Here is a 23635-nt window from a genome sequence, read left to right on the forward strand (position 1 = left end):
CTGCGGGCGGAACGTCCATTGCATCAGTGATCGCCCCGGCGATAGACTTTGGGTTGTGGAGCGATCTCGTATCGCGATGACCTGCCGGAGCCCACCATGAGAGCACGTGCTGTCCTGGCCGCGTTGTTGATCTGGTGCAGCGCGCCGGCGCTGGCCCAGCAGGAGGGGGCCGCGCTCTATGCCGCGCATTGCGCGCAATGCCACGACGGCGATGTGCAGACCCGCGTGCCGGGCCGCGGCGCCCTACAGGCGATGTCGTTCGACCATGTGCTGGCGGCGTTGACCTCCGGCAGCATGGCGGCGATGGCAAAGGATCGCAGCGACGCGGAACGCCGCGCGATAGCGTCCTTCGTCACCGGCAAGATCGCGACCGGCGGCGTTGCGGCCGACGCGGAAGGTCGTTGTACGCAGCAGGCCAGCGGTTTTCCGCAAGCCCTCGACGGTCCGCGCTGGAACGGATGGGGCGTCGACACCAACAACAGCCGATTCCAGCCCGCCGACATGGCGGGGCTGACGGCGGAACAGGTGCCGCGCCTGCGGTTGAAATGGGCCTATGCATTCCCCGGCGCCTCGGTGTCGTTTGCGCCGCCGACCATCGTGGGCGGAATGCTGTTCATCGGCGGCACCGATCGCAAGGTGCACGCGCTCGACGCGCGCAGTGGCTGCACGCTGTGGACGCTGGCGATCGATGCGGCGGTGCGCGCCGCGATCAGCTTTGCGCCGCTTCCTGGCTCCGACCAGTTCGCGATCTTCTTCGGCGATTTGCGCGCCAACGCCTATGCCGTGAACGCGCTGACCGGCGCGCTGATCTGGAAGACGAAGGTCGAGGAGCATGCCGCCGCGCGCATCACCGGCGCGCCGACGCTGCATTCCGGCGTGCTCTATGTGCCGGTGTCCTCGATCGAGGAAGCGGCGGGCTCGCAGGCCAGCTACGAATGCTGCACCTTCCGCGGCAGCGTGGTGGCGCTGGACGCGGTGACCGGCAAGCTGGTCTGGCAGGCCTATACGATTCCGGAAGTGCCGCATCCGACCGGCAAGAGTGCGAGGGGCACGCAGCTGTTCGGTCCGTCCGGCGCCGCGATCTGGTCGGCACCGACGATCGATGCGAAGCGGGGCGCCGTCTATGTCGCAACCAGCAATTCATACTCGAACCCGCCGGCGGTAACCGCCGACGCGATCCTCGCTTTCGAGCTTGCGACCGGGAAGCTGCTCTGGAAGCAGCAGGCGACGCCGAAGGATGCCTTTGTCGTGGCGTGCTTCACTGCGGACAAGTCCAATTGTCCCGAGGATCACGGACCCGATCACGATTTCGGCCAGTCGCCGATCCTCGTGACCTTGCGCGACGGCAGACGCGTGCTCGTCATCGCGCAGAAATCCGGCGTCGTGCACGCGCTCGATCCCGACGACGGCGGCAAGATCCTGTGGCAGACCCGGATCGGGAAGGGCGGAGCGCTCGGCGGCAGCGAATGGGGCTCGGCCGCGGACGGTGAGCGCATCTATGTCGCCAACTCCGACGTGCACTTCATGCGTGACGGCACGCGGCAACTCGATTCCACGCAAGGCGGCGGCCTGTTCGGACTTGACCTCGCCAGCGGCAAGATTGCCATGGAAGTGCCGCCGGTCGCCTGCGGCGACCGCCCCAAATGCAGCCCCGCGCTCTCGGCAGCGGTGAGCCTGATCCCGGGCGTGGTGTTCTCCGGCGGCGTCAGCGGCTTCCTGCGCGCCTATGCCACCGACGGCAAGCTGCTCTGGGAGTTCGACACCGCGCAGGATTTCAAGGCCGTGAACGGCGTCCCCGCCCATGGCGGCGCGATCGACGGCCCCGGGCCGGTCATCGCCGGCGGCATGCTTTACACCAATTCCGGCTACGGCCAATGGAGCGGCGTCGCCGGCAACGTGCTGCTGGCGTTCGAGGTGGGGACGGAGTGAGCGTCACGAGTTCGCTCTCGTGTCCCGGACGCGCTGCAAACGCCTTCAGCGTTGCGGCGCTGAGCCGGGACCCAGAAAGCGGCACGGAGGAATGCGGCGCGATGGGCCCCCGCTCTGCAGCGCATCGCCGAGGAGGCGCTGCACTGCGTCCGGGGCACAGGTCGGGGCTGCTTCGTCAACCTCGTCATCGGCGCCTCCCTTTCAACTTGCATCCCGACGAACGAGGAGAGAATTCGATGATCGATGCCAGATGCAGCTGCGGTGCTCTCGCGCTGTCGCTGCCGGGACCATCGCGCCTCGTCGTCGCCTGTCATTGTGTTGATTGTCAGCGACGAACCGGCGCGCCGTTCGGCGTCGGCGCCTTCTATCCAGTGGAGACCGTCACCATTACAGGGACACCAAAGCCGTACGTCCGGACAGCCGCAAGCGGCGGCAAGGTCCGCAGCTATTTTTGTCCCGAGTGCGGCTCGACGGTCTATTGGCAGGCCGAGAATTTGCCGGCGATGATCGGCGTCGCCGTCGGCGCGATCGCAAATCCGGATTTTCCGCCGCCGATCAGATCGGTGTTCGAGCAGTCGAAACATGGCTGGGTGGAGATGTCAGGTGCCGAGCACTTCCAGCAAGGTAGCGCGCCGAAGCGTTCGAGCTGAGAGCTGTACGCCAGACGCTGGTGCCGGCTGAGGGGATTGAACCCCCGACCTTCGGTTTACAAAACCGCTGCTCTACCGCTGAGCTAAGCCGGCGACGCCTGGAGGCGGGCAGGGCCGGCATGGGCCGGGGTGTCCACCCGTTGCGCGCCGCAATACCAGACTTGATCGGAAAGCGCCACAACCGGAAACGTCGTGGCCGCAGACATGAATCAGGCGGCCCGAAGGCCGCCTGATCTCTCGCATCGATCTAGACCGCCTTATTGGCAGATGTGCCGGCGGCCGTCTGCGCCCTTGAACCAGGTGCCGGGCGTGCAGACGAAGCCGTTACGCTGGGCGTAGGTGCGGGTGTCCCAGCCACGATTGTCCCAGCCGCGGTTGTCCCACGAATTGTCGTAGGCGTAGGAATTGTCCCAGGCGCGGAACGGCGCGCTGGCAATCGCGCCCGCGGTGCCGATCGCGGCGCCGGCTACGCCGGCCGCAACGTCGGTCGGCCAGAAACCGGTGCGGCCCCTGTTCCAGTCGTTATTCCAGTCGCCATTGGCCTGACGGTAGGAATTGGTTTGACGATACGACACGCGGCGATGGCGCGATCCGCGATCGGTGTAGGGATTGCCGGGGCCGAGATTCTGGCAATTGGCGTTGGGGAATTGCGCCGAGCAGCGTCCGGGTTCGTTGACGACCGCCTGCGCCATGGCCGAGCCTGCCAGCATGGTCGCCGCAATCGCCGTCGCTCCAAGAAGTTTGATGTTCATGGTTGTTGGCTCCCATTTTGTTGACGGGGGCTAAACGCTTGCGACGCCGGACGTTCCGATGAAACCGGTGGATTTTCTCGCAACCGGCGGTCAAACCGATGTGAGCAGCCGCGGTTCCGCTTGGCGAAGCCACATGCCGTTAATGCTTCGCTAGTCCGCCTTGCAGCATTTGAGTGGCGCGCAATCCTTACACATTAGGCTTACCGGAATTTGGTGAGCGGGCCTTAACCCTCTCTGCGCCGCGATCGGATAGGTTGCCGCCGCATAACCGGGGTCCCCCTCATGCGCGTTGTGGCGCTCGCTGCCTTTCTGATCGGACTGCCCGCGACGGCGTTTGCCGATGGCGGCTTCGATATCGTCGTTCCCGGCCGGCCCGGCGTGCCGATCATCATCAACAACATCGACGCGTCCTATGCCGTGGTCGAGGGTGTCTGGGGCCTGGGCAAGAACCAGCAGGTGCAGCCCACTATCTATGGCGGGCGCTATATCGCCGAGCGGCAGCCTGCCGACGTCGGCCATTATTATCCGACGCTGGGCCTGCGGCCCGGCTACGGCCGGCTCGAGGTCGAGCCGCCCGCGAACCGCAAATTGCCGAAGCCCGCCGAGAGCTATCACCAGAGCTGGGGCGCGCAATCGGCGCCGCTGCCGCCGCAGATGGACGTGCCCGTCGATCCGCCGCCGGTGATCCTCGCGCCTGAAATCAACGATCGTCCGCGGCCACCGCGACCGCGGCCGCATGTCCAGGTCCCCGGCAAGCCGCCGGGTTAAGAAACGTCAAAATTCAACAAACGAAAATCAACAGGAGAGAGTAATGCGTCAAATGATTTCGGGACTGGTTGCGGCGGCTGCCGTGATGTTCGCCGCCACCGGGCCCGCTGCGGCCTGCGGCTTCACCAGCTGCGCGCCGGTTGCGCCGGTCTATACCGGCTGCAACACCGGCTGCGGCGGCTATGGTTATGGATACGGCTATGGCTATGGCGCCTATGAGCGTCTCGCCGAGCCGACCACGCAGTACTACTACGTCAACCAGGGCCCGACCTACACCGGTCCGGGCGCGTTCGCGCCGTATCCGACCTACCGTGAAGACGCGGTCGTCGCGCCCGCCAATTATGGCTACGGCTATCGCGCCGCCGTGGCTCCCTATCACCGCCCGTACTACCGTCCGTATCGCTACGGCTACGGCCCGCGCTACGGCTATCTGCCGCGCGTGCACTACGGCCATGGTCCGCGCTACGGCTACGCCCATCGCCACGCGCCGGCGCCGTACTACGGCGGCCACCGCGTGCTGCGCCGCTACTACTGATCCCTGATCGGTTGAGCTAACGAGACGCCCGTTCGCGCGATGCGGATGGGCGTTTTGTTTTTTTTGCGACGTGCGCGTGGTCGCGATTGGAATCGATCGGGGCTGTCAGCCCGCCTACGCCTGCCGGCTACGGCGTGGCAGCCTTCGCTCGCTTCGCTGAATGATGTTCTGGATTGGCTTGCCGAGCCGTAGCTCGCGAAGCGAGCGAAGGCTGGTGGGGGAGGCAGGACTCGAACCTGCGAAGCCATGAGGCGGCTGATTTACAGTCAGCTCCCTTTGCCACTCGGGACACTCCCCCGCTCGACGGCAGCACAATCGGGCCGGACCTTGCCGGCGACCGAAGACGGCCATGGAACGTGAAGGCCGCGACAGCCCGGATGGGGGCGCGACCGGGCGCGGTTATGGGCGATCCGGTAGGGCAAAGTCAACCGAGGCGAACAGCTAAAATCGCCTCCCAAGCCACCCAAATTGCCATATTCCGGGACCCGTGACACAAGCGAGCCCATGAAGGACAAAAAATTCACCTCCAGGGGTCCCCGCGGCGGGGCTAAGCCCTTCAACAGGCCCGGGAAATCGGGCGGCCGGCCGGCCTGGCGCGACCGCGATTCGCACCCCGACGGGCCGGTCATCCTCTATGGCTGGCACACCGTCACCATGGCGCTGGCCAACCCGGAGCGGCGGATCCGCAAGCTGACGCTGACCGAGAACGCTGCGAAGCGACTTGCGGACGAGAACATCGAGACCCGCGTCACGCCCGAGATCGTCCGGCCCCAGGAGATCGACCGTCTGCTCTCGCCCGATGCCGTGCATCAGGGCCTGCTTGCGGAAGCCGATCCTCTGCCTTCGCCTGATATCGAGAGCTTGAAGCAAGAAGGCATGGTGCTGGTGCTCGACCAGATCACCGACCCGCACAATGTCGGCGCGATCCTGCGCTCCGCCGCAGCGTTCGCGGTGAAGGCGATCGTCACCACTGCGCGCCACAGCCCGGAAGCCACCGGCGTGCTCGCCAAGGCCGCCTCCGGCGCGCTGGAGCTGGTGCCAATGGTGACCGTGCAGAACCTCGCGCGCGCCCTGACCACCCTGAACGAAATCGGCTTCCAGACCGTCGGGCTGGACAGCGAAGGCAGCGCGGATCTCAGCGACGTCGCGCTGCGTGAGCCGCTCGCGCTGGTGCTCGGCGCCGAAGGCAAGGGGCTGCGGCAATTGACCCGCGAGACCTGCAGCGTCGTGGCGCGGCTCGACATGCCCGGCGAGATCAAGAGCCTCAACGTCTCGAACGCCGCCGTGCTCTCGCTCTATGTCGGCGCGAGCCGGCTCGGGTTGATGAAGTAGGCGGCCGCGTCAAGCCGCTACTCCATCATCTCCCGCACCATCGGTACCACCTTGCGCCCATAAAGCTCGATGCTCTTCATCAGCTTCTCGTGCGGCAGGGGCCCCGCCGAATACTTCAACTGAAACCGCGAAACACCAAGCGTCTTCGCCGTCCTGGCGATCTTGCGCGCCACCGTTTCCGGCGAGCCCGCATAGAGCGAGCCGTGCTCGACCTCGTTGACGAACTCGTCGCGGCCCATCGGGGGCCAGCCGCGCTCCTTGCCGATGCGGTCGCGCATGGCCTTGTAGTCGGGCCATAGCTGTTCGCGCGCCTCTTCATCCGTCTCGGCGACATAGCCGGGCGAATGCACACCGATCGGCTGCGCGGGGCGGCCGAACTCCTTGGCGGCGCGGTGATGGAGATCGACGAAGGGCGTAAAGCGCGCGGGATCGCCGCCGATGATCGCGAGCATCAAAGGCAGGTCATAATGCGCAGCGCGCACCACCGATTGCGGGCTGCCGCCGACGCCGATCCACGTCTTGAGCGTGCCGTTCTCGACCGGGGGATAGACCAGCTGATCCCTCAGCGGCGGACGCAGCTTGCCTTCCCAGGTCACCGGCTTCTGCGACAGCAGTGCGGCGAACAGGTCGAGCTTCTCCTCGAACAGCTCTTCGTATTTGCGCAGATCGAAGCCGAACAGCGGAAAGGATTCGGTGAACGAGCCGCGGCCGAGGATCACCTCGGCGCGCCCGTTCGAGAGCGCATCCAGCGTCGCAAAGCGCTGGAACACGCGGATGGGATCGTCCGAAGACAGCACCGTCACGGCCGAGCCGAGATGGATGCGCTTGGTGCGCGATGCGATCGCGGCGAGCACGGTCTCCGGCGAGGAGATCGCAAAATCGGCGCGATGGTGCTCGCCGAGGCCAATGAAGTTGAGGCCGAGCTCGTCGGCCAGCACGGCTTCGTCGACGACATTGCGGATCACCTGCGCGTGCGGAAGCATCGCGCCTGCGGCGTCCCTGGTGACGTCGCCAAAAGTATCCAGTCCGAATTGAAGCGATGCGGTCATCGGTGAGGTCTCTGCGGACGCAGCTTGCGCTTGTCGCTGTGGGAGGGGATCGTTTGTGGTGGAGCTAGGCCGCGGCGGCCGGTGCAACAATGCTGCTTCGAGAAACCCACCGTTTCCTTTTTGGATGGTGTCAGGCCTGTGCCCGAGTATTCAGTCGGACTTGGCGAACATCTCGACCAGTGTCTCGCGCAGCCAGCGCTGCGCCGGCACGGTGTCGTTGCGCTGGTGCCAGAACAGGCTGACGATGCGCGGCGGCGCCTTGAGCGGCAGGGGCATGGCGTGCAGGAACGGCGCGTGCCGGGATTGCGAGCGCAGATCGCTCGGCAGCACGGCGATCAGGTCGGACTGGCGCACCACCTCGTAGGCGGCGCTGTAGTGGTTGACGGTCGCGACCAGATTGCGCGACAGACCGCGAGAGGCGAGGAAGAGATCGTAGGACGGCAAGGTCTTGCCGGCGAGGCTCACATCGACATGGCCTGCGCCGAGGAAGCTGCGCGTGCTCAGCCGCTTCTGGGCGGCGAGCGGATGGCCGCGCCGCATGAAGCAGGCGTAGTCGACCGTCCACAGCGAGCGCGAGCGGATGGCGGCCGGCTGCTGCGCTTCGTTGACATAGACGCTCAGCACGCAATCGACGCGATTGTCTTCGAGCTGATCGGCGATCTCCAGAATTGTGTTGGGAACGGTGTGCACGCGCGCCTTGGGCGCGACCTTGCCGAAATGGCCGAGGAGGTTCGGCATCACCAGCGAGGCGACGTAATCCGACATCGACAGGCTGAACTCGGTCTGCGCGCGGCGCGGATCGAACACCTGCTCGTCGAGCGCGCCGCGGACGCTTTCGAGCGCCTCGCCGATCGGCTCCCACAACACCACGGCGCGCTGGGTCGGACGGATGCCGGTGCCGGACCTGACGAACAGGGGATCGCCGAGCGCGTCGCGCAGCCGCGCCAGCGCGTTGCTGACCGCGGGCTGCGTCATCAGCAGCGCGTTTGCTGCGCGCGTGACGCTGCCCTCGGTCATCAGGGCTTCGAAGACTTTCAGCAGGTTGAGGTCGAGCGATCGAAACGACAGAACATTCACCGTGGTGATGTATGGGATCACGATTATAAATTATGACGATAATATCTCTTTGTCTATGGTTCCCACCGGGACTTGCGGATGCCGGGCCGCCGGACAGAGGGGGACTTACATGTCGATGATCTCGGCGCGCATCGAGCGCCTGCCATTCGCACGCTTCCACACGCATCTTTTGTTGATGGGCGGGCTCGGCTACATGTTCGACGCGATGGACGCGGCCGTGCTGGCGTTCATCCTGCCGGTGCTGCGCACCGCCTGGAATCTGACGAGCGTGCAGATCGGCGTGCTCGGCAGCAGCACCTATATCGGCTTCCTGTTCGGCGCGTTGCTGGCGGGCACGCTCGGCGACCTGATCGGCCGCCGCGCTGTGATGATGTCGGCGCTGGCGCTCTATTGTGCCGCATCGATCGTCAGCGCCGCCGTGGACAGCTGGCCGTCCTTCTTCGCCGCCCGCGTCGTCGCGGGCATGGGCACCGGCGCCGAGAGCGCGATCATCGCGCCTTACCTCGCCGAGTTCGTGGCGCGGCGCTTCCGCGGCAGCTTTACCGGCGCGCTGGCCGGGTTCTTCTCGTTCGGCTTCGTCGCAGCGGCCTTGCTTGGCTACTTCATCGTGCCCGCCTATGAGAACGGCTGGCGCATCGTGCTGGTCATCACCGCAGTGCCGGTCGTCATGCTGTTGTGGTGGCGCAGGGCGTTGCCGGAATCGCCGCGCTGGCTGGAAAGCCGGGGCAGGGCGAAGGAAGCCGAAGCGGTGCTGGACAAGATCGAAGCCGGCTTCGCGCGCCAGGGGCATGTGCTGCCGCAGCCGGTCGTCGATTCAGTCAGCCCGCCCGTCGCCGGGGGCACGTTGCTTGCCAATTTCGCGGCGCTGCTCGACGGCCGGCAGGCGCGCATCACCGTCATGACCTGGATCATGTGGCTTGCGATCACCTTCAGCTATTATTCCTTCTTCGTCTGGATCCCCGGCCTTCTGGTCCAGAACGGCATGAGCATCACCAAGAGCTTCGCCTATTCGATCGCGATCTATTGCGCGCAGATCCCCGGCTATTTCAGCGCCGCCTGGTTCAACGAGCGCATCGGCCGGCAGGCCACCATTGCGTCCTACATGGTGCTCGGCGGCATCAGCGCGCTCGGACTCGCCTTCGCGCAGAGCGACCAGCACATCATGGTCGCGGGGATTCTGCTGTCGTTCTTCATGAACGGCACCTATGCCGGCGTCTATGCCTATACCGCAGAGGTGTTCCCGACGCCGGTGCGAACCACCGGCGCCGGCCTTGCCTCGGCGATCGGCCGCATCGGCGCGATCGTCTCGCCGATCCTGGTCGGCTACCTCTATCCCAATTTCGGCTTTGCCGGCGTGTTCGGGATCACCACCAGTGTTCTGCTGATCGGAGCGCTCACCGTCGTGGTGATGGGCGTGCCGACGCGCGGCCGTTCGCTGGAAGATATTGCCGCGGGCGAGGTCGCATGAGGGAGACGACACGCCGGGCCGATCCGCTGCTCGGCGCCGTGGCGGCGGCGCAGGGCAGGGTGGATCAGCCGGAGGCGCTGTTCTCGGCACTGGACGACGCCTTGAAATCGGCGATTGGGCACAAGCTGTTCACGATCCTGACTTATGACGACGACACCGGCGAAGCGGCGCGGATCTATTCCAATCTCCCCGGGCCTTACCCGACGGGCGGACGCAAGCGCCTCGCGCCGGGACCATGGACCGAGGCCGTGCTCGACCGCGGCGAGGCCTATATCGGCCGCAGCCTCGACGATCTGCGCAATGTCTTCGCCGATCACGAGCTGATCGCTTCACTCGGCTGCGAGAGCGTGCTCAACATGCCCGTGCGCTGGCGCGGACGCACGCTCGGCTCGCTCAACCTGCTGCATGAAGCGGGCTGGTACGGTGCGGACGATGTCGCCGCGTGTCTCCCGTTCGCCCAGCTCGCATTGCCCGCGCTGCTCACACAGTCCTGACCGGACAGGAAACGACCATGACTCGCACCCTCTTCAAGAACGCCGCTCTGCTCGATCCGCTTCAGCCGGATTTGCTGGAAGGCCATCACGTGCTGGTCGAGGACAATGTGATCAAGGAGGTCTCGGACCGGCCGCTTCAAGTCACCGCCGACCGGACCATCGACCTGAAGGGCAAGACGCTGATGCCCGGCCTGATCGACCTGCATGTCCATGCGGTGGCGGTCGAGCTCAACCTGTCGCAGCAGGTGCACATGCCGAATGTGCTGGTGACGCTGCGCTCGACGCTGCTGCTGCGCGGCATGCTGCGCCGTGGCTTCACCACCGTCCGCGACGCCGGTGGTGCCGGCCACGCGCTGAAGCAGGCGATCGACACCGGTCTCACCGACGGCCCGCGGCTGTTCGTCTCCGGCCGTGCGCTGAGCCAGACCGGCGGGCATGGCGACATGCGGGCACGTTCGGATTATCTCGCGAGCGACGCGCCATGTCCGTGTTGCGTGCGGGTCGGCGCGCTGGCGCGCGTCGCCGACGGCGTCGACGGCGTGCGCAAGGCGGCGCGCGAGGAGCTGCAAATGGGCGCCGACCAGATCAAGATCATGGCGTCCGGCGGCGTCGCGTCACCGACCGACCCGGTCGGCGCCTTCGGCTACTCCGAGGACGAGATCCGCGCCATCGTCGAGGAGGCGCGCGGGCGCCAGACCTATGTGCTCGCCCATGCCTACACCGCGGCGGCCATCGAACGCGCGGTTCGCTGCGGCGTGCGCACCATCGAGCACGGCAATCTGGTCGATGCCAAGACCGCGCGCCTGATGGCCGAGAAGGGCGCCTATGTGGTGCCGACGCTCGTCACCTATGAGGCGCTGGCCAATGAGGGCGAGCAATACGGCCTGCCGCCCGAGAGCGTCGCCAAGATCGCCGACGTCCGCGACGCGGGTCTCCGTTCGCTCGCGATCTATCGCGACGCCGGCGTGAAGATGGGGTTCGGCAGCGATTTGCTCGGTCCGTCGCAGCGCCTGCAGAGCGATGAATTCCGCATCCGCGCCGAGATTCTCGGTCCGCGCGCGGTGATCGCCAGCGCCACGGTGATCGGCGCCGAGGTGCTCGGCATGGAGGGCAAGCTCGGCCGTATCGCGCCCGAGTCGATCGCGGACCTGCTGGTGGTCGACGGCAATCCGCTCAGCGACGTCGCTTGCCTGCTCGGTCAGGGCGAGCATATTCCGCTGGTGATGAAGGCCGGCAAGGTCCAGTTCGACCGGCTGAACGCGTAGTTGCGCCACGTCACGGGCATCTTCGCCCGTTTGTGCGTCCTATGTCGAGATGCGCACGACCATCTTGCCGAGCGCTCCGCGCGTCTGCATGGTCCTGAACGCCTCCCGGAAGTCATCCAGCGCGAAGATGCGACCGACCACCGGTTTCAATTGGCCGTCGGCAAGCCAGCCCGTCAACTGCGACATCAGGCCCTTTTGCACCTCGGGCTCGCGCACGGGAATCTGCGCGAGGTCGACACCGTGCAGGGCGCCACCCTTCAGCAGCGGCAGGTTGAACGGCAATGCCGGGATCGCGCCGGCGGCAAAACCGACCACGAGATGACGGCCGCGCCAGGCGATGGAGCGAAAGGCCTGCACCGAGACGTCGCCTCCGACCGGGTCGAAGATCACGTCAGCGCCGTGTCCTCCCGTCAATTCCTTCAGCGTGTCGCGCCAGCCGGTCTGCGTGTAGTCGATCACAGCGTCGGCGCCGTGTTGTTGGGCGAAGGCGCGCTTGTCCGGTGTCGATGCCGCTGCGATCACACGGGCGCCAAGCAGCTTGCCGATCTGCACTGCCGCAATTCCGGTGCCGCCAGCTGCGCCCAGCACCAGCAGCTGCTCGCCTGCGGCCAGCATGGCGCGTGCACTGAGCGCATAGAGCGCAGTCAGATAATTGGCGCGAAACGAGGCGGCGACTTCGGCCGCAACGCCGTCGGGCAGGGGATGGAGCGCTTCGGCCCTGACGACGATCTCCTCGGCAAGCGCGCCCGAGCGCGTCATCCCCATCACGCGCATTCCGGGTTGATAGCCGCCGGGCGTGCCGGGCGCGTCCGTCACCACGCCCGCGAACTCCGTCCCGGGAACGAAGGGCAGGGGATCCCTGGTCTGATAGCGTCCCTCGATCTTCAACCCGTCGACGAAGCCGATCCCGGCAGCTTCCACGCGGATGCGCAATTGTCCGGGCTCCATGGACGGGGGCGGAACGTCCTTCAGTTCGATCTGATCGATCGGCGCGTATTGCTCGACGACGACGGCTTTCATGTCGGACCTCTGTTGTTCCAATTATCCTGACAGGTCCCGACACGAGCCTCTTGCGTCTACCGCCACATCCCCCGCATCTTTGCTCCGATGTCGACCTTCGGGCCCTGCGCGGCGGTGCGGGCCGCACCGCTTGCGGCCTTCGGCCAGGCGGTGCGCTCGAACAGGTAGACCAGCTGCTCCGGGATGAAGCGGGTGCGCGAGGCGTAGACGTGGCGGTCGCCCTTGGCGGCCTGGCCGTGGACGAAGAAGCGCTGGGGAACGACGAGGTGCAGATCGTCCTTGGCGCGCGTCATCGCGACATAGAGCAGGCGTCGCTCCTCTTCGAGTTCGGCGCTGGTGCCGGCGCCGAGATCGGACGGCATGCAGCCGTCGACGACGTTGAGCACGAACACCGACTTCCACTCCTGGCCCTTGGCGGAGTGGATGGTGGACAGGATCAGATAATCCTCATCGCGCAGCGGCGGCCCGGATTTGTCACTGGTCGCATCGGGCGGATCGAGCGTGAGCTCGGTCAAAAATTTCTCGCGCGAGGCATAGCCGCTCGCGATCTGCTCGAGCTGCATCAAATCGGCGCGGCGCGTCTCGGAATCCTCGTGGAGGCGATCGAGATGCGGCTCGTACCAGAGCCGTACGCGTTCGAGATCGACCGGCCATTCCGAATAGCGCAGGTTCTCGACGGTGCGGACGAAGTCGGTCCAGTCCGCGCCCGTGCGCGCGGGTACCGGGAGCTGGCCCAGCGTGTGAAGCGGATCGGTGCTCTCCGCCATCTGGTCGAGCACGCGCTGTGCGGTCGCGGGGCCGACGCCCGGCAACAGATGCAAAATGCGGAAACCGGCGACACGGTCGCGCGGGTTCTCGGCAAAGCGCAGCAGCGCCAGCACGTCCTTGACGTGCGCGGCGTCGAGGAATTTCAGCCCGCCGAACTTGACGAACGGAATGTTGCGGCGGGTCAGCTCGATCTCGAGCGGGCCGGAATGCGAGGAGGTCCGGAACAGCACCGCCTGGTGCTTGAGCAGCGCGCCTTGCTCGCGGTTCGCCAGCACCTGTTCGACGATGTAGCGCGCCTGGTCGGCCTCGTCGTGCACGGTGACGAGCTGCGGCTTGTGCGAGGCGGTGCGGTCGGTCCACAAATTCTTGGTGAAGCGCTCGCGCGCAAGTCCAATCACGCCATTGGCCGCCGCCAGCACGGTCTGTGTCGAGCGGTAGTTGCGGTCGAGCGTGATCATCTCGGCGCGGGGCGAGAAGCTTTGCGGGAAATCCAGGATGTTGCGCACGGTGGCGGCGCGGAACGAATAGATCGACTGGGCGTCGTCGCCGACCACGGTGAGCCCGCGTCCATCGGGCTTGAGCGCCAGGAGGATCGAAGATTGCAGGCGGTTGGTGTCCTGGTATTCGTCGACCAGAACGTGATCGAAGCGGCCGCCGATTTCCTCGGCGATCAACCCATCGCTCATCATCTGCGACCAGTACAGCAGCAGATCGTCGTAATCGAGCACGTGCTGGGCCTGCTTGGCCTCGACATAGGCCGCGAACAGGCCCTTCAGCTCGGCGGCCCAGCCCGCGCACCAGGGATAGTGCACCCCCAGCACCTTCTCGATCTCCATCTCGGCGTTGACGCAGCGCGAGTAGATCGACAGGCAGGTGCCCTTGGCCGGAAAGCGGCTCTCGGTCTTCGACAGGCCGCGCTCGTGCCGGACCAGGTTCATCAGGTCGGCGGAATCCTCGCGGTCGTGGATGGTGAAGGCGGGATCGACGCCGATCCGTTCGGCATATTCGCGCAGCAGCCGCGCGCCGATGCCATGGAAGGTGCCGGCCCAGGTCAGCGCATCGCGCATGATTGCGGCGTTGTTCTCGCCCAGCACCTTGCGGGCGATGCGCTCGACCCGGCCGGCCATCTCGGCCGCGGCGCGGCGGGAGAACGTCATCAGCAGGATGCGGCGCGGATCGGCGCCGGCGACGATCAGATGCGCGACGCGGTGGGCCAGCGTGTTGGTCTTGCCGGAGCCGGCGCCGGCAATGACGAGCAGGGGAGCGCCCACGGTCGCGCCATCGGCCACGCCATGCTCGACGGCGCGGCGCTGCTCCGCATTGAGCGTGTCCAGATATGTCGCCACGAATCGCCCCGGTGAAAGGGCGAGAGTCGGCGATCCCGTCGCGAATCGCAATGCGTCTGGACGGGACCGGGTTTAGGATTTAGGGGGAAAGACGACCCAAGGTTCCCTCCCGAAAAGCGCCCCCGGCATGACCGAGCTCAAATCCGACCAGTTCGAGATGCGGCGGCTGGAATCGCTCAGCAACACCATTTTCGGTGTCGCCATGACGCTTTTGGCCTACGACCTGCCCAAGGCCGCGGTGTTCACCAGCGCGCCCGCCTGGAGCGATCTTGCCCATGTCTATTCCGGCAAGCTCGCCGGCTTCGCACTCAGCTTCATCATCGCCGGGGTGTTCTGGATCAGCCATCACCGGCGGCTGGCGCGCCAGCCGGTCGGCAGCCGCGGCGCGGTGATCCTGAACCTGTTCTTCCTGCTCTCGATCGTGCTGCTGCCTGTCACCAACGGCCTCTACACCAATTACAGCATGAGCAGTGCGGTTGCGGTGCTCTACGGCCTGCACCTGACCGCGATCGCCGGTCTCAATGCCTGGCTGTGGTGGACCATCCTTGGCAGCTGGCGCTACGAGATCATGGCCTCGCTGTTTCCGCTTCTGGTGTTCATTCCGGGCACGATCGTGGCGGCATTCGCCCCCCACGTCGCGCCCTTTGTCTGGTTCATCGCCTTCGGCGGGCTCCTGATCCAGCGCTTCTACGGTGCGCGGACGGGGCCGGGGGCGTGAGGCCGTGCCTCACCCGGACGTCGCGCCGAACCCATCGGCCGGCACGTAAAGCTTGACCGGGCGGATTTCGTAGACCGCAGTCGGATTGACCGCTCGCAGCTTCCGCGCCGCCGCGATCGCCTCCTCCTCGGTGGCACATTCCATCAGGTGGAAGCCCAGAAGCTGCTCCTTGGTCTCGGCAAACGGGCCGTCCAGCACCATGCCCGCGCCGGGGCCGCGCAAGGTGCGGGCCTTTCGGGTCTCATCCAGACGGGCGGCCGGCCCGAACTGCCCGCTGGCCCGCAAGGGGGCCTGAACCTCGATGACCTTGGCCACGACCGCGGCGTCCTGCTCAGGCGTCCAGGACAGGATCTCGTCTTCCACGTGGTAGGCCAGGATGGCGTACAGCATCGTCACCTCGTTGTTTTTCTGCACCGATCCCAAAGGACGTAGCACCGCGGGCGATGCCGACAATCCCCAAACAAGAATTCAAGCACAAAATATTGCGTAGCCATGCCGCGACGAAACCGTCCTGAAACCCGATTGCGGCGTTGCCGTGTGAACGCCGCCGGAAGTGGTCGCGACTGATGACCACAACAACAAGATTTCTGCTGGAGGCGGCAATGTCGGGTCACATCAAGATCATCTGCGACGCACGTCGGGCCGGACAATCTCAGACGGCCGATCTGCACGACCAAAGCGGCCATCACCGCTATTACGGCAGTTCGGCCGAGAATGGCGGCGAGCGCATCGTCGAAAGCCGGCGCGGCAAGCGTCCGCGCGCGCTCGGCGTTTGCGGCTTCTGAAGCCTCGCGCCCGATGTCCCATATGGACGTCCTGCAAATATCGATCGCGGCGATGCCGTTCCTGCTCGCGCTGACGAGCCGGACGGGCAAGGTCATCGTGCCGTGCCTGCTGACGAGCATCTTCACGGTGCTGCTCGGCGGGGAGCCTCACCGCGCAGTCGTGGCCTGGTGCGTCGGCATGCTGATTGCCGCCGTCGCCTTGCGCGAGCGGCTTCGCGCGGGCTGAGCTGGCGGCCCGTTACGGGCCGTTCAAGACCTGTTTGACCAGGGCCTCGCGCAGCGCCGCCAGTTCGCCGCTCGCCTCCATCTGAGCGATCACCTTGCCGACCTCAGGCACCAGGTCGCGATGGCGTTCGTGCAGGTAATGGTAGATGTGGATGCGCTGGAGCGGCGGCGAGAGCGGGTGGATCCTGGCCTGCAGATTGAGTTTCCGCACCGCCGCGAGCCCGCTGAAGAGATCGGTGACCATCACGTCGAAACGATCGGCATCGAGCATCCTGACCATGTTGTCGAGGCCAGTGGTCGCCGTAACGCGGGCCATGCCGCGCGTGCCGGCCTCCGAGGAGCCGACGCCGCGGACGATGCCGATGCTGTAGTCCCTGATCGAATCCCAGCCGGCGACGTCGAACCGGAGTTTGGTCGCAAACACTGCAGGCTCGATATAGTTGATCGCCGGCGTGACCTGGACCAGCGTCGGGTAGTCGCGCGAGAGCGTTCCGATGCGCTGGATCTCGCCTCGACCGCGCCGGCGCTCGACAGTGCGAGCGCACGCTTGCCGGGGACGTCCTCGAACTCCAGCTTGATGTTCAGCCTGGCGTAAACGGCCCGCAGCATCTCGCCGCCGACATATTGATCGGGGATGTCGGCGATGCGCGCCAGCCGGATGACCTCCTGCGCCTGCGATGGACCGCTTGCAAGCAGTGACAGGCAGGCGACGATAATCCGCCACATGACGCGCCTCCTCGTTGCCCGATGCTATCGCTGGATTTCCGATGTCCGCCCGATCTACCGGAGATGGCGCCTGCGCGTGGCCATAGCGACACTGCCCGCCCGAGGTGCAGGCGACTTCCGGACTTTCACCGATGTCATTCTACCACGCGAAGTGGTAGTTTGCGCGACAATCCTGCTGCCGGACGCAAGATATGACCCCGCCGACCTCAAGCCGCCCAGGGGTTGACAGAAAATCGGCCGACGGGATCGCCGCGCGCATCGCGGGACGGGGAAGTCTCGACGATCGAAATGCTCGAGGCTGCGACCGCTCGGCCGCAGCGTGCCGCCATTTCCGGGGATGTGGTGCATGGTCAAGGCTGGTGACGAGGACTCCAAGCGCGGCCGCGCCGTTGCACCGGCGGCTGCGAAGCAGGATTTGATCGGCACCGCGCTCGCGCCTTCGATGTTCGCCGCGCTGCTGTCCCGGCTCTTCAACTGGTCGCGCAGCGGCGTCGGGCCGCGCCTGCTCGCAGCCGTGCTGCTGTTCTCTTCGGTCGTGACGCTGACATTGACGGCGCTCCAGCTCTATCTCGATTATGATCGCGAGGTCGGCCTCATCGAGACCAGGCTCGAGGAGATCGGCCGCAGCACCACCGGCAGTCTCGGCGAGAGCCTGTGGAATCTCGACCAGAACCAGCTCAAGCTCCAGCTCGACGGTATCCTGCGGCTGCCCGACATCCGCGCCGCCGAGGTGCGCGAGATTGCCGATCGTCCCAATCCGATCCGTCTCGCAGTCGGCGAGCCGAGCACCCGCTCGGTGGTGACGCGCGACTATCCGCTGAACACCATCGTGCAGGGGACCGCACGCGAGATCGGCGTGCTCCATGTCGAGGCGACGCTGACCGATGTCTATCAACATCTGCTGAACCGCGCGCTGGTCATCCTGGCAAGCCAGGCGGCCAAGACGTTTCTCGTCTCGCTGTTCATCATCTACATGTTCCATCTGCTGGTGACGCGGCATCTGGTCGCCATCGCCGAGTTCGTCAGCAAATACAGCCTGGCGTGGCCGCCGCCGCCTTTGCGCCTGGAGCGCCGGCCGCCCTACGATGCCGACGAGCTGGACAAGGTGATCGACGCCTTCAACGCCATGTGCGCGAACCTCCAGCGGGCCTATGGCGAGCTGCGCGAGGCCAATGCAAATCTCGAGCGCGACCTGACCATCCGCCAGCGCGCCGAAGAGGACGCGCGTGCGAGCGAGCAGCGTTTCCGCGACTATGCCGAGACCGCGTCCGACTGGTTCTGGGAGACCGGACCAGACCATCGGTTCACCTACATTTCCGACCGGGCCGGTGCCTTCAGCATGGACAGCAAGGCGCTGATCGGCAAGCGCCGCGCCGATGCCGCGTTCGGCCGCGACGCCGAGCCCGAGAAATGGCGCGCGCACATGGCGATGCTGGACCGCCACGAGCCGTTCCGGAAGTTCGAATATCGCGGCCGCGACACCGCCGGGCGGATGCATCATTTCAGCGTCAACGGCCAGCCGATCTTCGCCGCCGACGGACGCTTCATGGGCTATCGCGGCTCCGCGACCGATCTCACCAAGCAGCACGAAACCGAGGAGCGCTTACGTCAATCCCAGAAGATGGACGCGATCGGCCAGCTCACCGGCGGCGTCGCGCACGATTTCAACAACGTGCTCACGGTCATCACCGGCACCATCGAGATCATCCAGGAAGGACTTGCGGACAAGCCCGAATTCGCCGCGATCGCGCAGCTGATCGACGATGCGGCCGCGCGCGGTGCGGAGATCACCTCGCAGCTGCTGACCTTCGCGCGCCGCCAGCCGCTGGAGCCGCGCGAGATCGACGTCAACGCCCTCGTGCTCGAGTCTACGAAGTTGCTGAGGCCGATCCTCGGCGCCCATATCGAGATCGTGACCCGACTCGCCGATGACGCCTGGTCCGCGATGGCCGATCCCTCGCAGCTCTCCTCGGCGATCGTCAATCTCGCCGTCAACGCGCGCGACGCAATGCCGGGCGGGGGCAAGCTCACGATCGAGACCGCGAACCGCGAGCTCGACGACACCGGCGTTGCCGGCGATGGCGATGCCGTTCGCGGCGCCTTCGTGATGGTCGCGGTCGGCGACACCGGCCACGGCATCCCCGCCGACATCCGCGAGCGCGTGTTCGAGCCGTTCTTCACCACCAAGGGCGTCGGTCGCGGCACCGGCCTCGGGCTCAGCATGGTCTACGGCTTTGCCAAGCAGACCGGCGGCACGGTCGCCGTCGAGAGCGAGGAGGGGCGCGGCACCGTGATGCGGCTGTTCCTGCCGCGATCGAAGGGCGAGGCGCCGGCCAGGACCGCGCCGGTCCAGGCGCTCGACACGGCACGCGGACATGAAACGATCCTCGTGGTCGAGGACGATCCCCTGGTGCAGGGCTATGTCATCGCCCGGCTCGGCAGCCTCGGCTATCGCACGCTGGTGGCCGGCGACGGCGCGTCCGCACTGGCGCTGGTCGACCAGGGCGCCAAATTCGATCTGCTGTTCACGGACATCATCATGCCCGGGGGCATGAACGGGCGGGAATTGGCCGACGCGATCCGGCTCCGCCGGCCGGGGGCAAGGGTGCTCTATACCTCCGGCTACACCGACAACGCCATGATCCACGAAGGACATCTCGATTCCGGCGTGGCGCTGCTCAAGAAGCCCTACCGGAAGTCGGAGCTGTCGCAGAAGATTCGCGAGGTGCTTGCCGGCGAGCCGCCGGGTTGAAGCGCGCTCCCGGACGAAAAAGGCGCGGCGGGGAAGCCCCGTCGCGCCCGATTCTTGCTCGCTGGTCCAGGGCTGAGAGCGCCCCGATGCCAAGCCTTTATCTAGAGCTTAGCGGGCGATCCCAGCGAGGTGACAGCGCTTGGTAAAAGACACTGGATCACCTCCTTTCGTTGGTTTCGGAAGATTTCAATATAGGGGGCATTGCCGCCGCTGTTAAGGGGCGGCGGGTCCGCAGGAACCGGGCGCGATTCGCAACGGCTCAGGACGGCCGGAAAGCGACCGCCTGAACAGTTGAGACCGCCGCCCGGCCGTGTTAGGGAGCCCGTAACGCGGGTGTAGCTCAATGGTAGAGCAGCAGCCTTCCAAGCTGAATACGAGGGTTCGATTCCCTTCACCCGCTCCAAAACGTGCCGCGCCAGAATGTCCCTGAGCGCATCTGCTCGATCCCCCTGCAAGTGACGCGTTTCGAATGTTCGTTGGCACTCGCTGTGCGCTGACAGCGAACCGGCTGGACATCCTCGGAGGAAGTGTAGCATCCTCAAGTTGCGGGCAGGGGACACGATCTCGCTAGATTGATCGAGTTCTGCCGGAGCGTGCCATGAGGCTGGGGGGCTGGGGTGGCGAAGCGGATCATCTTGCTGCTGGACGGCACCTGGAACGACGCCGATGACGGCGGGGCCGACACCAACATCGTTCGCCTCAGGCAGAGAATTGCAGAGCATCTCTCCAACGCGCATTCGCGCGCCACGAGCGACGTCACGAGTTCCGCTGCCGTGCCTCAGCAGACATTCGTCCTGAAGGGCGGCAAGCCGGGCGGCCGGGACAACGTCATCCTCTACGAGCGAGGGGTAGGAACCAGCGGTTTTCTGGATCGGTTCAGCGGTGGTGCCCTTGGCGCAGGCCTGTCGGAAAACGTTCGCCGTGCCTACACTTTTCTGGCCCAGCACTACGACCGGGGAGACGAGATTTTCATCTTCGGCTTCTCGCGCGGCTCATACACCGCCCGGTCGTTGGTGGGCTGCCTGGCAGCCGTCGGTCTGATTTATCGCAATAAGTTCGACGCCAAGGCCTTGTCGCGGCTGTGGGCGCATTATCGCACGCATCCGGCCAACCGCCTCCCTTGTGACGAGATACTCGTCAGAAAGATTTCGTCAGGTCCGAACAGCATTCCAGTCAAGTTGCTCGGCGTGTTCGACACCGTGGGCGCCCTGGGGATACCGCTGAATGCGTTCTGGAAAGAAAATCGCGACCTGTACGGCTTCCATGACGTCGGTCTGTCGGGGATCTGCGAGCACAACCTGCAGGCGCTGGCGATCGACGAACATCGGGAGGCTTTCGAAGCCACTCTCTGGCGGCGATTGCCCTTCACCGCACGGCCAGCAAACGTGGAGCAGGTGTGGTTCGCGGGGGCCCATGCCGACGTCGGCGGCGGATATGTGCGGTCCGGGCCGCATCAGCTCGAAGACATCACTCTGGATTGGATGATCAAGCGCGTTCGCCAGATTGCCGGCGACGACTTCCCGTTGGATCCGCCGCCAGCACTCGCTCCTGATTGTATCACGGCGCCCCAGCACGAACCTCGTCAGGGGCTGTATCGTTTCATGCCCTATGTCTACCGGTCGATCGGAAATCTGCCCGTACCCGTTGCGCCCAGACCGCTCGAACGAAACGTCTGCTTCGACCGGCACGCCAAGCCGATCGGAGAGGCGATCCACGTCAGCGCCATCGAGCGCCTGGGTCTATCCGTCGGGATCGGCGGCGTTGACGCGACATACGCCCCGCGGAACCTCATGTCGGCCCTCCAGCAGTTGGTTCAGCTGAACGGCGATGTTGCCGTCGTGGACTGGAATGCCATGTCGACGCCGCTCCTGCTGGCGACGGTGTTGATGAGGCAAGGGCTGCAAAGAGTCGGGTAACCGCGAGCGGAGCTTAGTCATGTTTTACTTGATCGTGCCGCTGGTCTTCATTGCGATTTTCCTGCTCGGGGCGTTTTTCTGGTTCTGGTGGGCAACGCCGCGCGCGCAGGTCCTGCTTCACTTCGATGCCGATCAGATCAAGCAGTTGGAGGTTCAGGATCGCCTGCGCCAGACGAACTATCAGGTCCTGACCGGGCTGGGACTCGTCGCGACCTTCATTGCCGGTGCCGTCCAGCTCTGGTTGACGAGCAATCAGTGGAATGCAGACTACAGGCTTCGTCTGGATCACGAGCGGGGCCAGCAATTTGCGGAGGCGACCCGGAGCCTGGTTGACGCCCCGGACAAACCCTATGCACAGGTGGCCGCGCAGCGGATCACCAGCCTTGTCTCGGAGAGCCCCGGCGCTTTCGGGCAGCAGGCTATCACAATTCTGGAAAGCGTCGTCGTCGATGGAACGAAGGCCAACCGGATGCAGGAATCCGGGACTTGCGACGCGGGAGATCCGACCCGGCCAAGGCCGGTCGTCGAGCGCCGCGAGGAGCCGCCACCTGCTGCTCAGGCCGCCATCCGGCAACTCGGCGGTGGTGTGCTATCGAGGGTCCGCAGTTTACCCAGCGGCAGGTTGTGTGCCGGTGACAGGCGCTTGAATCTGGCCAATCTCGGATTGGACAATTTCGATCTTAGCGGGCTCGACCTTTCTTGTTCGGTGATGACGCAAGCCCAGCTGCGTCGGGTCAGCTTACGATACGCCAATCTTTTTGGTGCTGATCTCGGTGGCGCAAGTCTGGCCGACTGGGATGTCCCAGGCTCGCCGGCTAGTTCGGGATGGTTGTGGAAGGAATCCGAGAGACCGAAGCAATTTGAGAAGACGCGGTTCACCGCCGAGAGCATCGGCTTCGATGAAACCGATCCGGCTCCGAAGAAGAAAAAGGAAAGAAAGACCAACGCATCTCCTAAATTGGACGTCTGGCAGACCTATCGCTGCTTCATCACCGATTTGCGCAACGCCGATCTCCGCGGCGTCAACTTCGAAAATGCCTCCCTGGGAGGCGCCGATTTCAGGAACGCAGATCTGACCGGCGCCAATCTGTGCGGCGCCACGGTCAGCCGGGCCAATTTCAGGGGCGCCAAGGGTTTGACGACCGCGATGCTGCGACAAGTTTGCGTCGGCAGGTTTGGAGACGATGAAGACACCATCATCGCTGCGCAGCCGCTCGGTTTGGAGCCGTATTTTTCCGGCGAGTTCAGGCGCGTCGAGATGTGCGGAGTTCGGCGGGGCGATTGCCAGCCAAGTGCTGATCAGACGTCGAAGGCCCTGAACCGGCCACGTCGCTGAGAGGGGTATCGGTCACCTAAGCGAATTTCGGGAGGAACGATGTACGCAATCACGTTCGCTGCGGCGGCCATCATCTGGCCGTTCATCGTGGCCATGATTTCGAGCAGGTTCGGCGCCGATGTGAGCGCTCGCTTCCTCGAACGCCCAGGACCTATTCCATCGACCGGCGAGGCGCTCACCCGGAGATCGCTTGAGCAGTGGCTGCGGTCGCCCACCAATGGTCCCTTCCGCAGGCCCTATGCTCGATGCATCATGCTTCTGGATGTCATCTACATTTTTCTTGTCGGAGGGTTTTTCGTCACTGGCTCGCTATGGCTCGCCGCGGCGCTGACATGGCCTGACCCGGCCAATTGGTGGTATTGTGTCGCGGTCTGCATCGTGCCGGCCGCCTATATCATCAGCGATTTCGTGGAAGACGCCATGATCGCGCAGAGCCTCCTGCGCCATGACGTGAGTGACACCAAATTCAACCTGATGCGTCTGGCGACGACGATCAAGATCGTGACCTTCGGAGCGGCCGCGGCTCAGACCGTTGTCCTCGGCATTTGCGCGCTGCTCCTGAGTGCGGCCTAATATTCCTTCGAGACGCGGCCTTGCGGCCACGCCTCCAGAGTAGTGGTCCACCTCAGTCGCTCCGCACGAGGCTCTTGGTGAATCCAGGTGCCGACGAACTTGCCTGCGCAACTCGCCACAGGATGGCTGTGAGCGGTCGTGCACAATGCCA

General features: G+C 65.3%; 21 protein-coding genes, 3 tRNA genes and 1 pseudogene. 16 read left to right on the forward strand and 9 right to left on the reverse strand.

The genetic code is table 11. From position 1 onward, the window contains the following. Positions 1-96: 96 nt before the first annotated feature. Together GGD67_RS17175 and GGD67_RS17180 are read left to right on the forward strand one after the other, a co-directional pair. Positions 97-1929, forward strand: coding sequence for a PQQ-binding-like beta-propeller repeat protein (locus GGD67_RS17175; RefSeq protein WP_179734384.1), 1833 nt, complete (start codon positions 97-99; stop codon positions 1927-1929). A 236-nt stretch (positions 1930-2165) separates the two neighbouring features. After that, entirely contained in the window at positions 2166-2579 is a 414-nt protein-coding gene (locus GGD67_RS17180) for a GFA family protein (RefSeq protein ID WP_179734387.1), read from the forward strand. Between the two features lie 18 nt (positions 2580-2597). On the opposite strand, the gene GGD67_RS17185 is transcribed toward GGD67_RS17180, so the two are convergent. Continuing rightward, positions 2598-2672 (reverse strand) — tRNA-Thr (locus GGD67_RS17185). Positions 2673-2836: 164 nt separating this feature from the next. Further along, positions 2837-3331, reverse strand: a complete 495-nt coding sequence (locus GGD67_RS17190) for a hypothetical protein (protein WP_179734389.1) — start codon at positions 3329-3331, stop codon at positions 2837-2839. Positions 3332-3613: 282 nt separating this feature from the next. Between GGD67_RS17190 and GGD67_RS17195 the strand changes: the two genes are divergently transcribed. After that, on the forward strand, positions 3614-4099 hold the full coding sequence (locus tag GGD67_RS17195; protein ID WP_179734391.1) for a hypothetical protein: 486 nt from the start codon (positions 3614-3616) through the stop codon (positions 4097-4099). 43 nt (positions 4100-4142) lie between these two features. Next, positions 4143-4634 (forward strand): hypothetical protein, encoded by a 492-nt coding sequence (locus GGD67_RS17200; RefSeq protein WP_018322186.1) that lies wholly within the window; start codon positions 4143-4145, stop codon positions 4632-4634. 212 nt (positions 4635-4846) lie between these two features. On the opposite strand, the gene GGD67_RS17205 is transcribed toward GGD67_RS17200, so the two are convergent. Next, a tRNA-Tyr gene (locus GGD67_RS17205) sits at positions 4847-4932 on the reverse strand. Positions 4933-5138: 206 nt separating this feature from the next. On the opposite strand from GGD67_RS17205, the gene rlmB reads away from it, so the two are divergent. Next, positions 5139-5966: a 23S rRNA (guanosine(2251)-2'-O)-methyltransferase RlmB gene (rlmB, locus tag GGD67_RS17210; protein WP_179734393.1), complete on the forward strand. Its 828-nt coding sequence runs from the start codon at positions 5139-5141 to the stop codon at positions 5964-5966. 17 nt (positions 5967-5983) lie between these two features. Here the strand turns inward: rlmB and GGD67_RS17215 are convergent, their stop codons facing one another. After that, positions 5984-7015 carry an LLM class flavin-dependent oxidoreductase gene (locus GGD67_RS17215; RefSeq protein ID WP_179734396.1) on the reverse strand — a complete coding sequence of 344 codons (1032 nt, stop codon included), beginning with the start codon at positions 7013-7015 and terminating at the stop codon, positions 5984-5986. A gap of 150 nt (positions 7016-7165) precedes the next feature. Beyond that, positions 7166-8113, reverse strand: coding sequence for a LysR family transcriptional regulator (locus tag GGD67_RS17220; protein WP_283806125.1), 948 nt, complete (start codon positions 8111-8113; stop codon positions 7166-7168). A gap of 88 nt (positions 8114-8201) precedes the next feature. Here GGD67_RS17220 and GGD67_RS17225 point away from each other — a divergent pair, with 88 nt between their 5' ends. From GGD67_RS17225 to GGD67_RS17235, 3 genes are read left to right on the forward strand one after another with little or no spacing between them, the layout of a single operon-like run. Beyond that, positions 8202-9560, forward strand: coding sequence for an MFS transporter (locus tag GGD67_RS17225; RefSeq protein WP_179734397.1), 1359 nt, complete (start codon positions 8202-8204; stop codon positions 9558-9560). Next, entirely contained in the window at positions 9557-10054 is a 498-nt protein-coding gene (locus GGD67_RS17230; protein WP_179734399.1) for a GAF domain-containing protein, read from the forward strand. The genes GGD67_RS17225 and GGD67_RS17230 overlap by 4 nt, the downstream gene beginning before the upstream one ends. 17 nt (positions 10055-10071) lie before the next feature. Continuing rightward, positions 10072-11319, forward strand: a complete 1248-nt coding sequence (locus GGD67_RS17235) for an amidohydrolase family protein (protein ID WP_179734401.1) — start codon at positions 10072-10074, stop codon at positions 11317-11319. A gap of 39 nt (positions 11320-11358) precedes the next feature. On the opposite strand, the gene GGD67_RS17240 is transcribed toward GGD67_RS17235, so the two are convergent. Both GGD67_RS17240 and GGD67_RS17245 read right to left on the reverse strand, forming a co-directional pair. Continuing rightward, positions 11359-12339 (reverse strand): NADPH:quinone oxidoreductase family protein, encoded by a 981-nt coding sequence (locus GGD67_RS17240; protein WP_179734402.1) that lies wholly within the window; start codon positions 12337-12339, stop codon positions 11359-11361. A gap of 56 nt (positions 12340-12395) precedes the next feature. Next, positions 12396-14453 (reverse strand): ATP-dependent helicase, encoded by a 2058-nt coding sequence (locus tag GGD67_RS17245; protein WP_179734404.1) that lies wholly within the window; start codon positions 14451-14453, stop codon positions 12396-12398. Positions 14454-14580: 127 nt separating this feature from the next. Between GGD67_RS17245 and GGD67_RS17250 the strand changes: the two genes are divergently transcribed. Then, the gene (locus GGD67_RS17250) at positions 14581-15171 is read left to right on the forward strand and encodes a TMEM175 family protein (RefSeq protein ID WP_179734406.1); all 591 of its coding nucleotides are present in this window, start codon (positions 14581-14583) and stop codon (positions 15169-15171) included. Between the two features lie 9 nt (positions 15172-15180). On the opposite strand, the gene GGD67_RS17255 is transcribed toward GGD67_RS17250, so the two are convergent. Then, a complete protein-coding gene (locus GGD67_RS17255) occupies positions 15181-15561 on the reverse strand; it encodes a YciI family protein (RefSeq protein WP_026202701.1) in 381 nt (126 codons plus the stop codon). Positions 15562-15773: 212 nt separating this feature from the next. Between GGD67_RS17255 and GGD67_RS17260 the strand changes: the two genes are divergently transcribed. After that, positions 15774-15956, forward strand: coding sequence for a hypothetical protein (locus tag GGD67_RS17260; RefSeq protein ID WP_038950498.1), 183 nt, complete (start codon positions 15774-15776; stop codon positions 15954-15956). Positions 15957-15978: 22 nt separating this feature from the next. Then, positions 15979-16182 (forward strand): hypothetical protein, encoded by a 204-nt coding sequence (locus GGD67_RS17265; RefSeq protein WP_018322198.1) that lies wholly within the window; start codon positions 15979-15981, stop codon positions 16180-16182. A gap of 12 nt (positions 16183-16194) precedes the next feature. Here GGD67_RS17265 and GGD67_RS17270 read toward each other — a convergent pair. After that, positions 16195-16907: pseudogene (locus GGD67_RS17270) on the reverse strand (substrate-binding periplasmic protein). A gap of 346 nt (positions 16908-17253) precedes the next feature. Here GGD67_RS17270 and GGD67_RS17275 point away from each other — a divergent pair. The 5 genes from GGD67_RS17275 (at position 17254) to GGD67_RS17295 (ending at position 23484) form a co-directional block, all read left to right on the forward strand. Next, entirely contained in the window at positions 17254-19659 is a 2406-nt protein-coding gene (locus GGD67_RS17275) for an ATP-binding protein (RefSeq protein WP_179734408.1), read from the forward strand. A gap of 329 nt (positions 19660-19988) precedes the next feature. Further along, a tRNA-Gly gene (locus GGD67_RS17280) sits at positions 19989-20062 on the forward strand. Positions 20063-20276: 214 nt separating this feature from the next. After that, complete coding sequence (locus GGD67_RS17285; RefSeq protein ID WP_179734410.1) at positions 20277-21575, forward strand: DUF2235 domain-containing protein; 1299 nt, start codon at positions 20277-20279, stop codon at positions 21573-21575. A 19-nt stretch (positions 21576-21594) separates the two neighbouring features. After that, positions 21595-22911 carry a pentapeptide repeat-containing protein gene (locus GGD67_RS17290; RefSeq protein ID WP_179734412.1) on the forward strand — a complete coding sequence of 439 codons (1317 nt, stop codon included), beginning with the start codon at positions 21595-21597 and terminating at the stop codon, positions 22909-22911. A 39-nt stretch (positions 22912-22950) separates the two neighbouring features. Beyond that, on the forward strand, positions 22951-23484 hold the full coding sequence (locus GGD67_RS17295) for a hypothetical protein (RefSeq protein ID WP_179734414.1): 534 nt from the start codon (positions 22951-22953) through the stop codon (positions 23482-23484). Positions 23485-23635 lie beyond the last annotated feature (151 nt).

The sequence above is a fragment of the Bradyrhizobium sp. IAR9 genome, assembly GCF_013408065.1.
Lineage (GTDB): Bacteria > Pseudomonadota > Alphaproteobacteria > Rhizobiales > Xanthobacteraceae > Bradyrhizobium.

Bases quoted from the DNA above. Each gene is read 5' to 3' on its own strand.
- GGD67_RS17175 (WP_179734384.1), top strand. From the start codon at position 97: ATGAGAGCACGTGCTGTCCTGGCCGCGTTGTTGATCTGGTGCAGCGCG.
- GGD67_RS17180 (WP_179734387.1), top strand. From the start codon at position 2,166: ATGATCGATGCCAGATGCAGCTGCGGTGCTCTCGCGCTGTCGCTGCCG.
- GGD67_RS17190 (WP_179734389.1), bottom strand. From the start codon at position 3,331: ATGAACATCAAACTTCTTGGAGCGACGGCGATTGCGGCGACCATGCTG.
- GGD67_RS17195 (WP_179734391.1), top strand. From the start codon at position 3,614: ATGCGCGTTGTGGCGCTCGCTGCCTTTCTGATCGGACTGCCCGCGACG.
- GGD67_RS17200 (WP_018322186.1), top strand. From the start codon at position 4,143: ATGCGTCAAATGATTTCGGGACTGGTTGCGGCGGCTGCCGTGATGTTC.
- rlmB (WP_179734393.1), top strand. From the start codon at position 5,139: ATGAAGGACAAAAAATTCACCTCCAGGGGTCCCCGCGGCGGGGCTAAG.
- GGD67_RS17215 (WP_179734396.1), bottom strand. From the start codon at position 7,015: ATGACCGCATCGCTTCAATTCGGACTGGATACTTTTGGCGACGTCACC.
- GGD67_RS17225 (WP_179734397.1), top strand. From the start codon at position 8,202: ATGTCGATGATCTCGGCGCGCATCGAGCGCCTGCCATTCGCACGCTTC.
- GGD67_RS17230 (WP_179734399.1), top strand. From the start codon at position 9,557: ATGAGGGAGACGACACGCCGGGCCGATCCGCTGCTCGGCGCCGTGGCG.
- GGD67_RS17235 (WP_179734401.1), top strand. From the start codon at position 10,072: ATGACTCGCACCCTCTTCAAGAACGCCGCTCTGCTCGATCCGCTTCAG.
- GGD67_RS17240 (WP_179734402.1), bottom strand. From the start codon at position 12,339: ATGAAAGCCGTCGTCGTCGAGCAATACGCGCCGATCGATCAGATCGAA.
- GGD67_RS17250 (WP_179734406.1), top strand. From the start codon at position 14,581: ATGACCGAGCTCAAATCCGACCAGTTCGAGATGCGGCGGCTGGAATCG.
- GGD67_RS17255 (WP_026202701.1), bottom strand. From the start codon at position 15,561: ATGCTGTACGCCATCCTGGCCTACCACGTGGAAGACGAGATCCTGTCC.
- GGD67_RS17260 (WP_038950498.1), top strand. From the start codon at position 15,774: ATGTCGGGTCACATCAAGATCATCTGCGACGCACGTCGGGCCGGACAA.
- GGD67_RS17265 (WP_018322198.1), top strand. From the start codon at position 15,979: ATGGACGTCCTGCAAATATCGATCGCGGCGATGCCGTTCCTGCTCGCG.
- GGD67_RS17275 (WP_179734408.1), top strand. From the start codon at position 17,254: ATGGTCAAGGCTGGTGACGAGGACTCCAAGCGCGGCCGCGCCGTTGCA.
- GGD67_RS17290 (WP_179734412.1), top strand. From the start codon at position 21,595: ATGTTTTACTTGATCGTGCCGCTGGTCTTCATTGCGATTTTCCTGCTC.
- GGD67_RS17295 (WP_179734414.1), top strand. From the start codon at position 22,951: ATGTACGCAATCACGTTCGCTGCGGCGGCCATCATCTGGCCGTTCATC.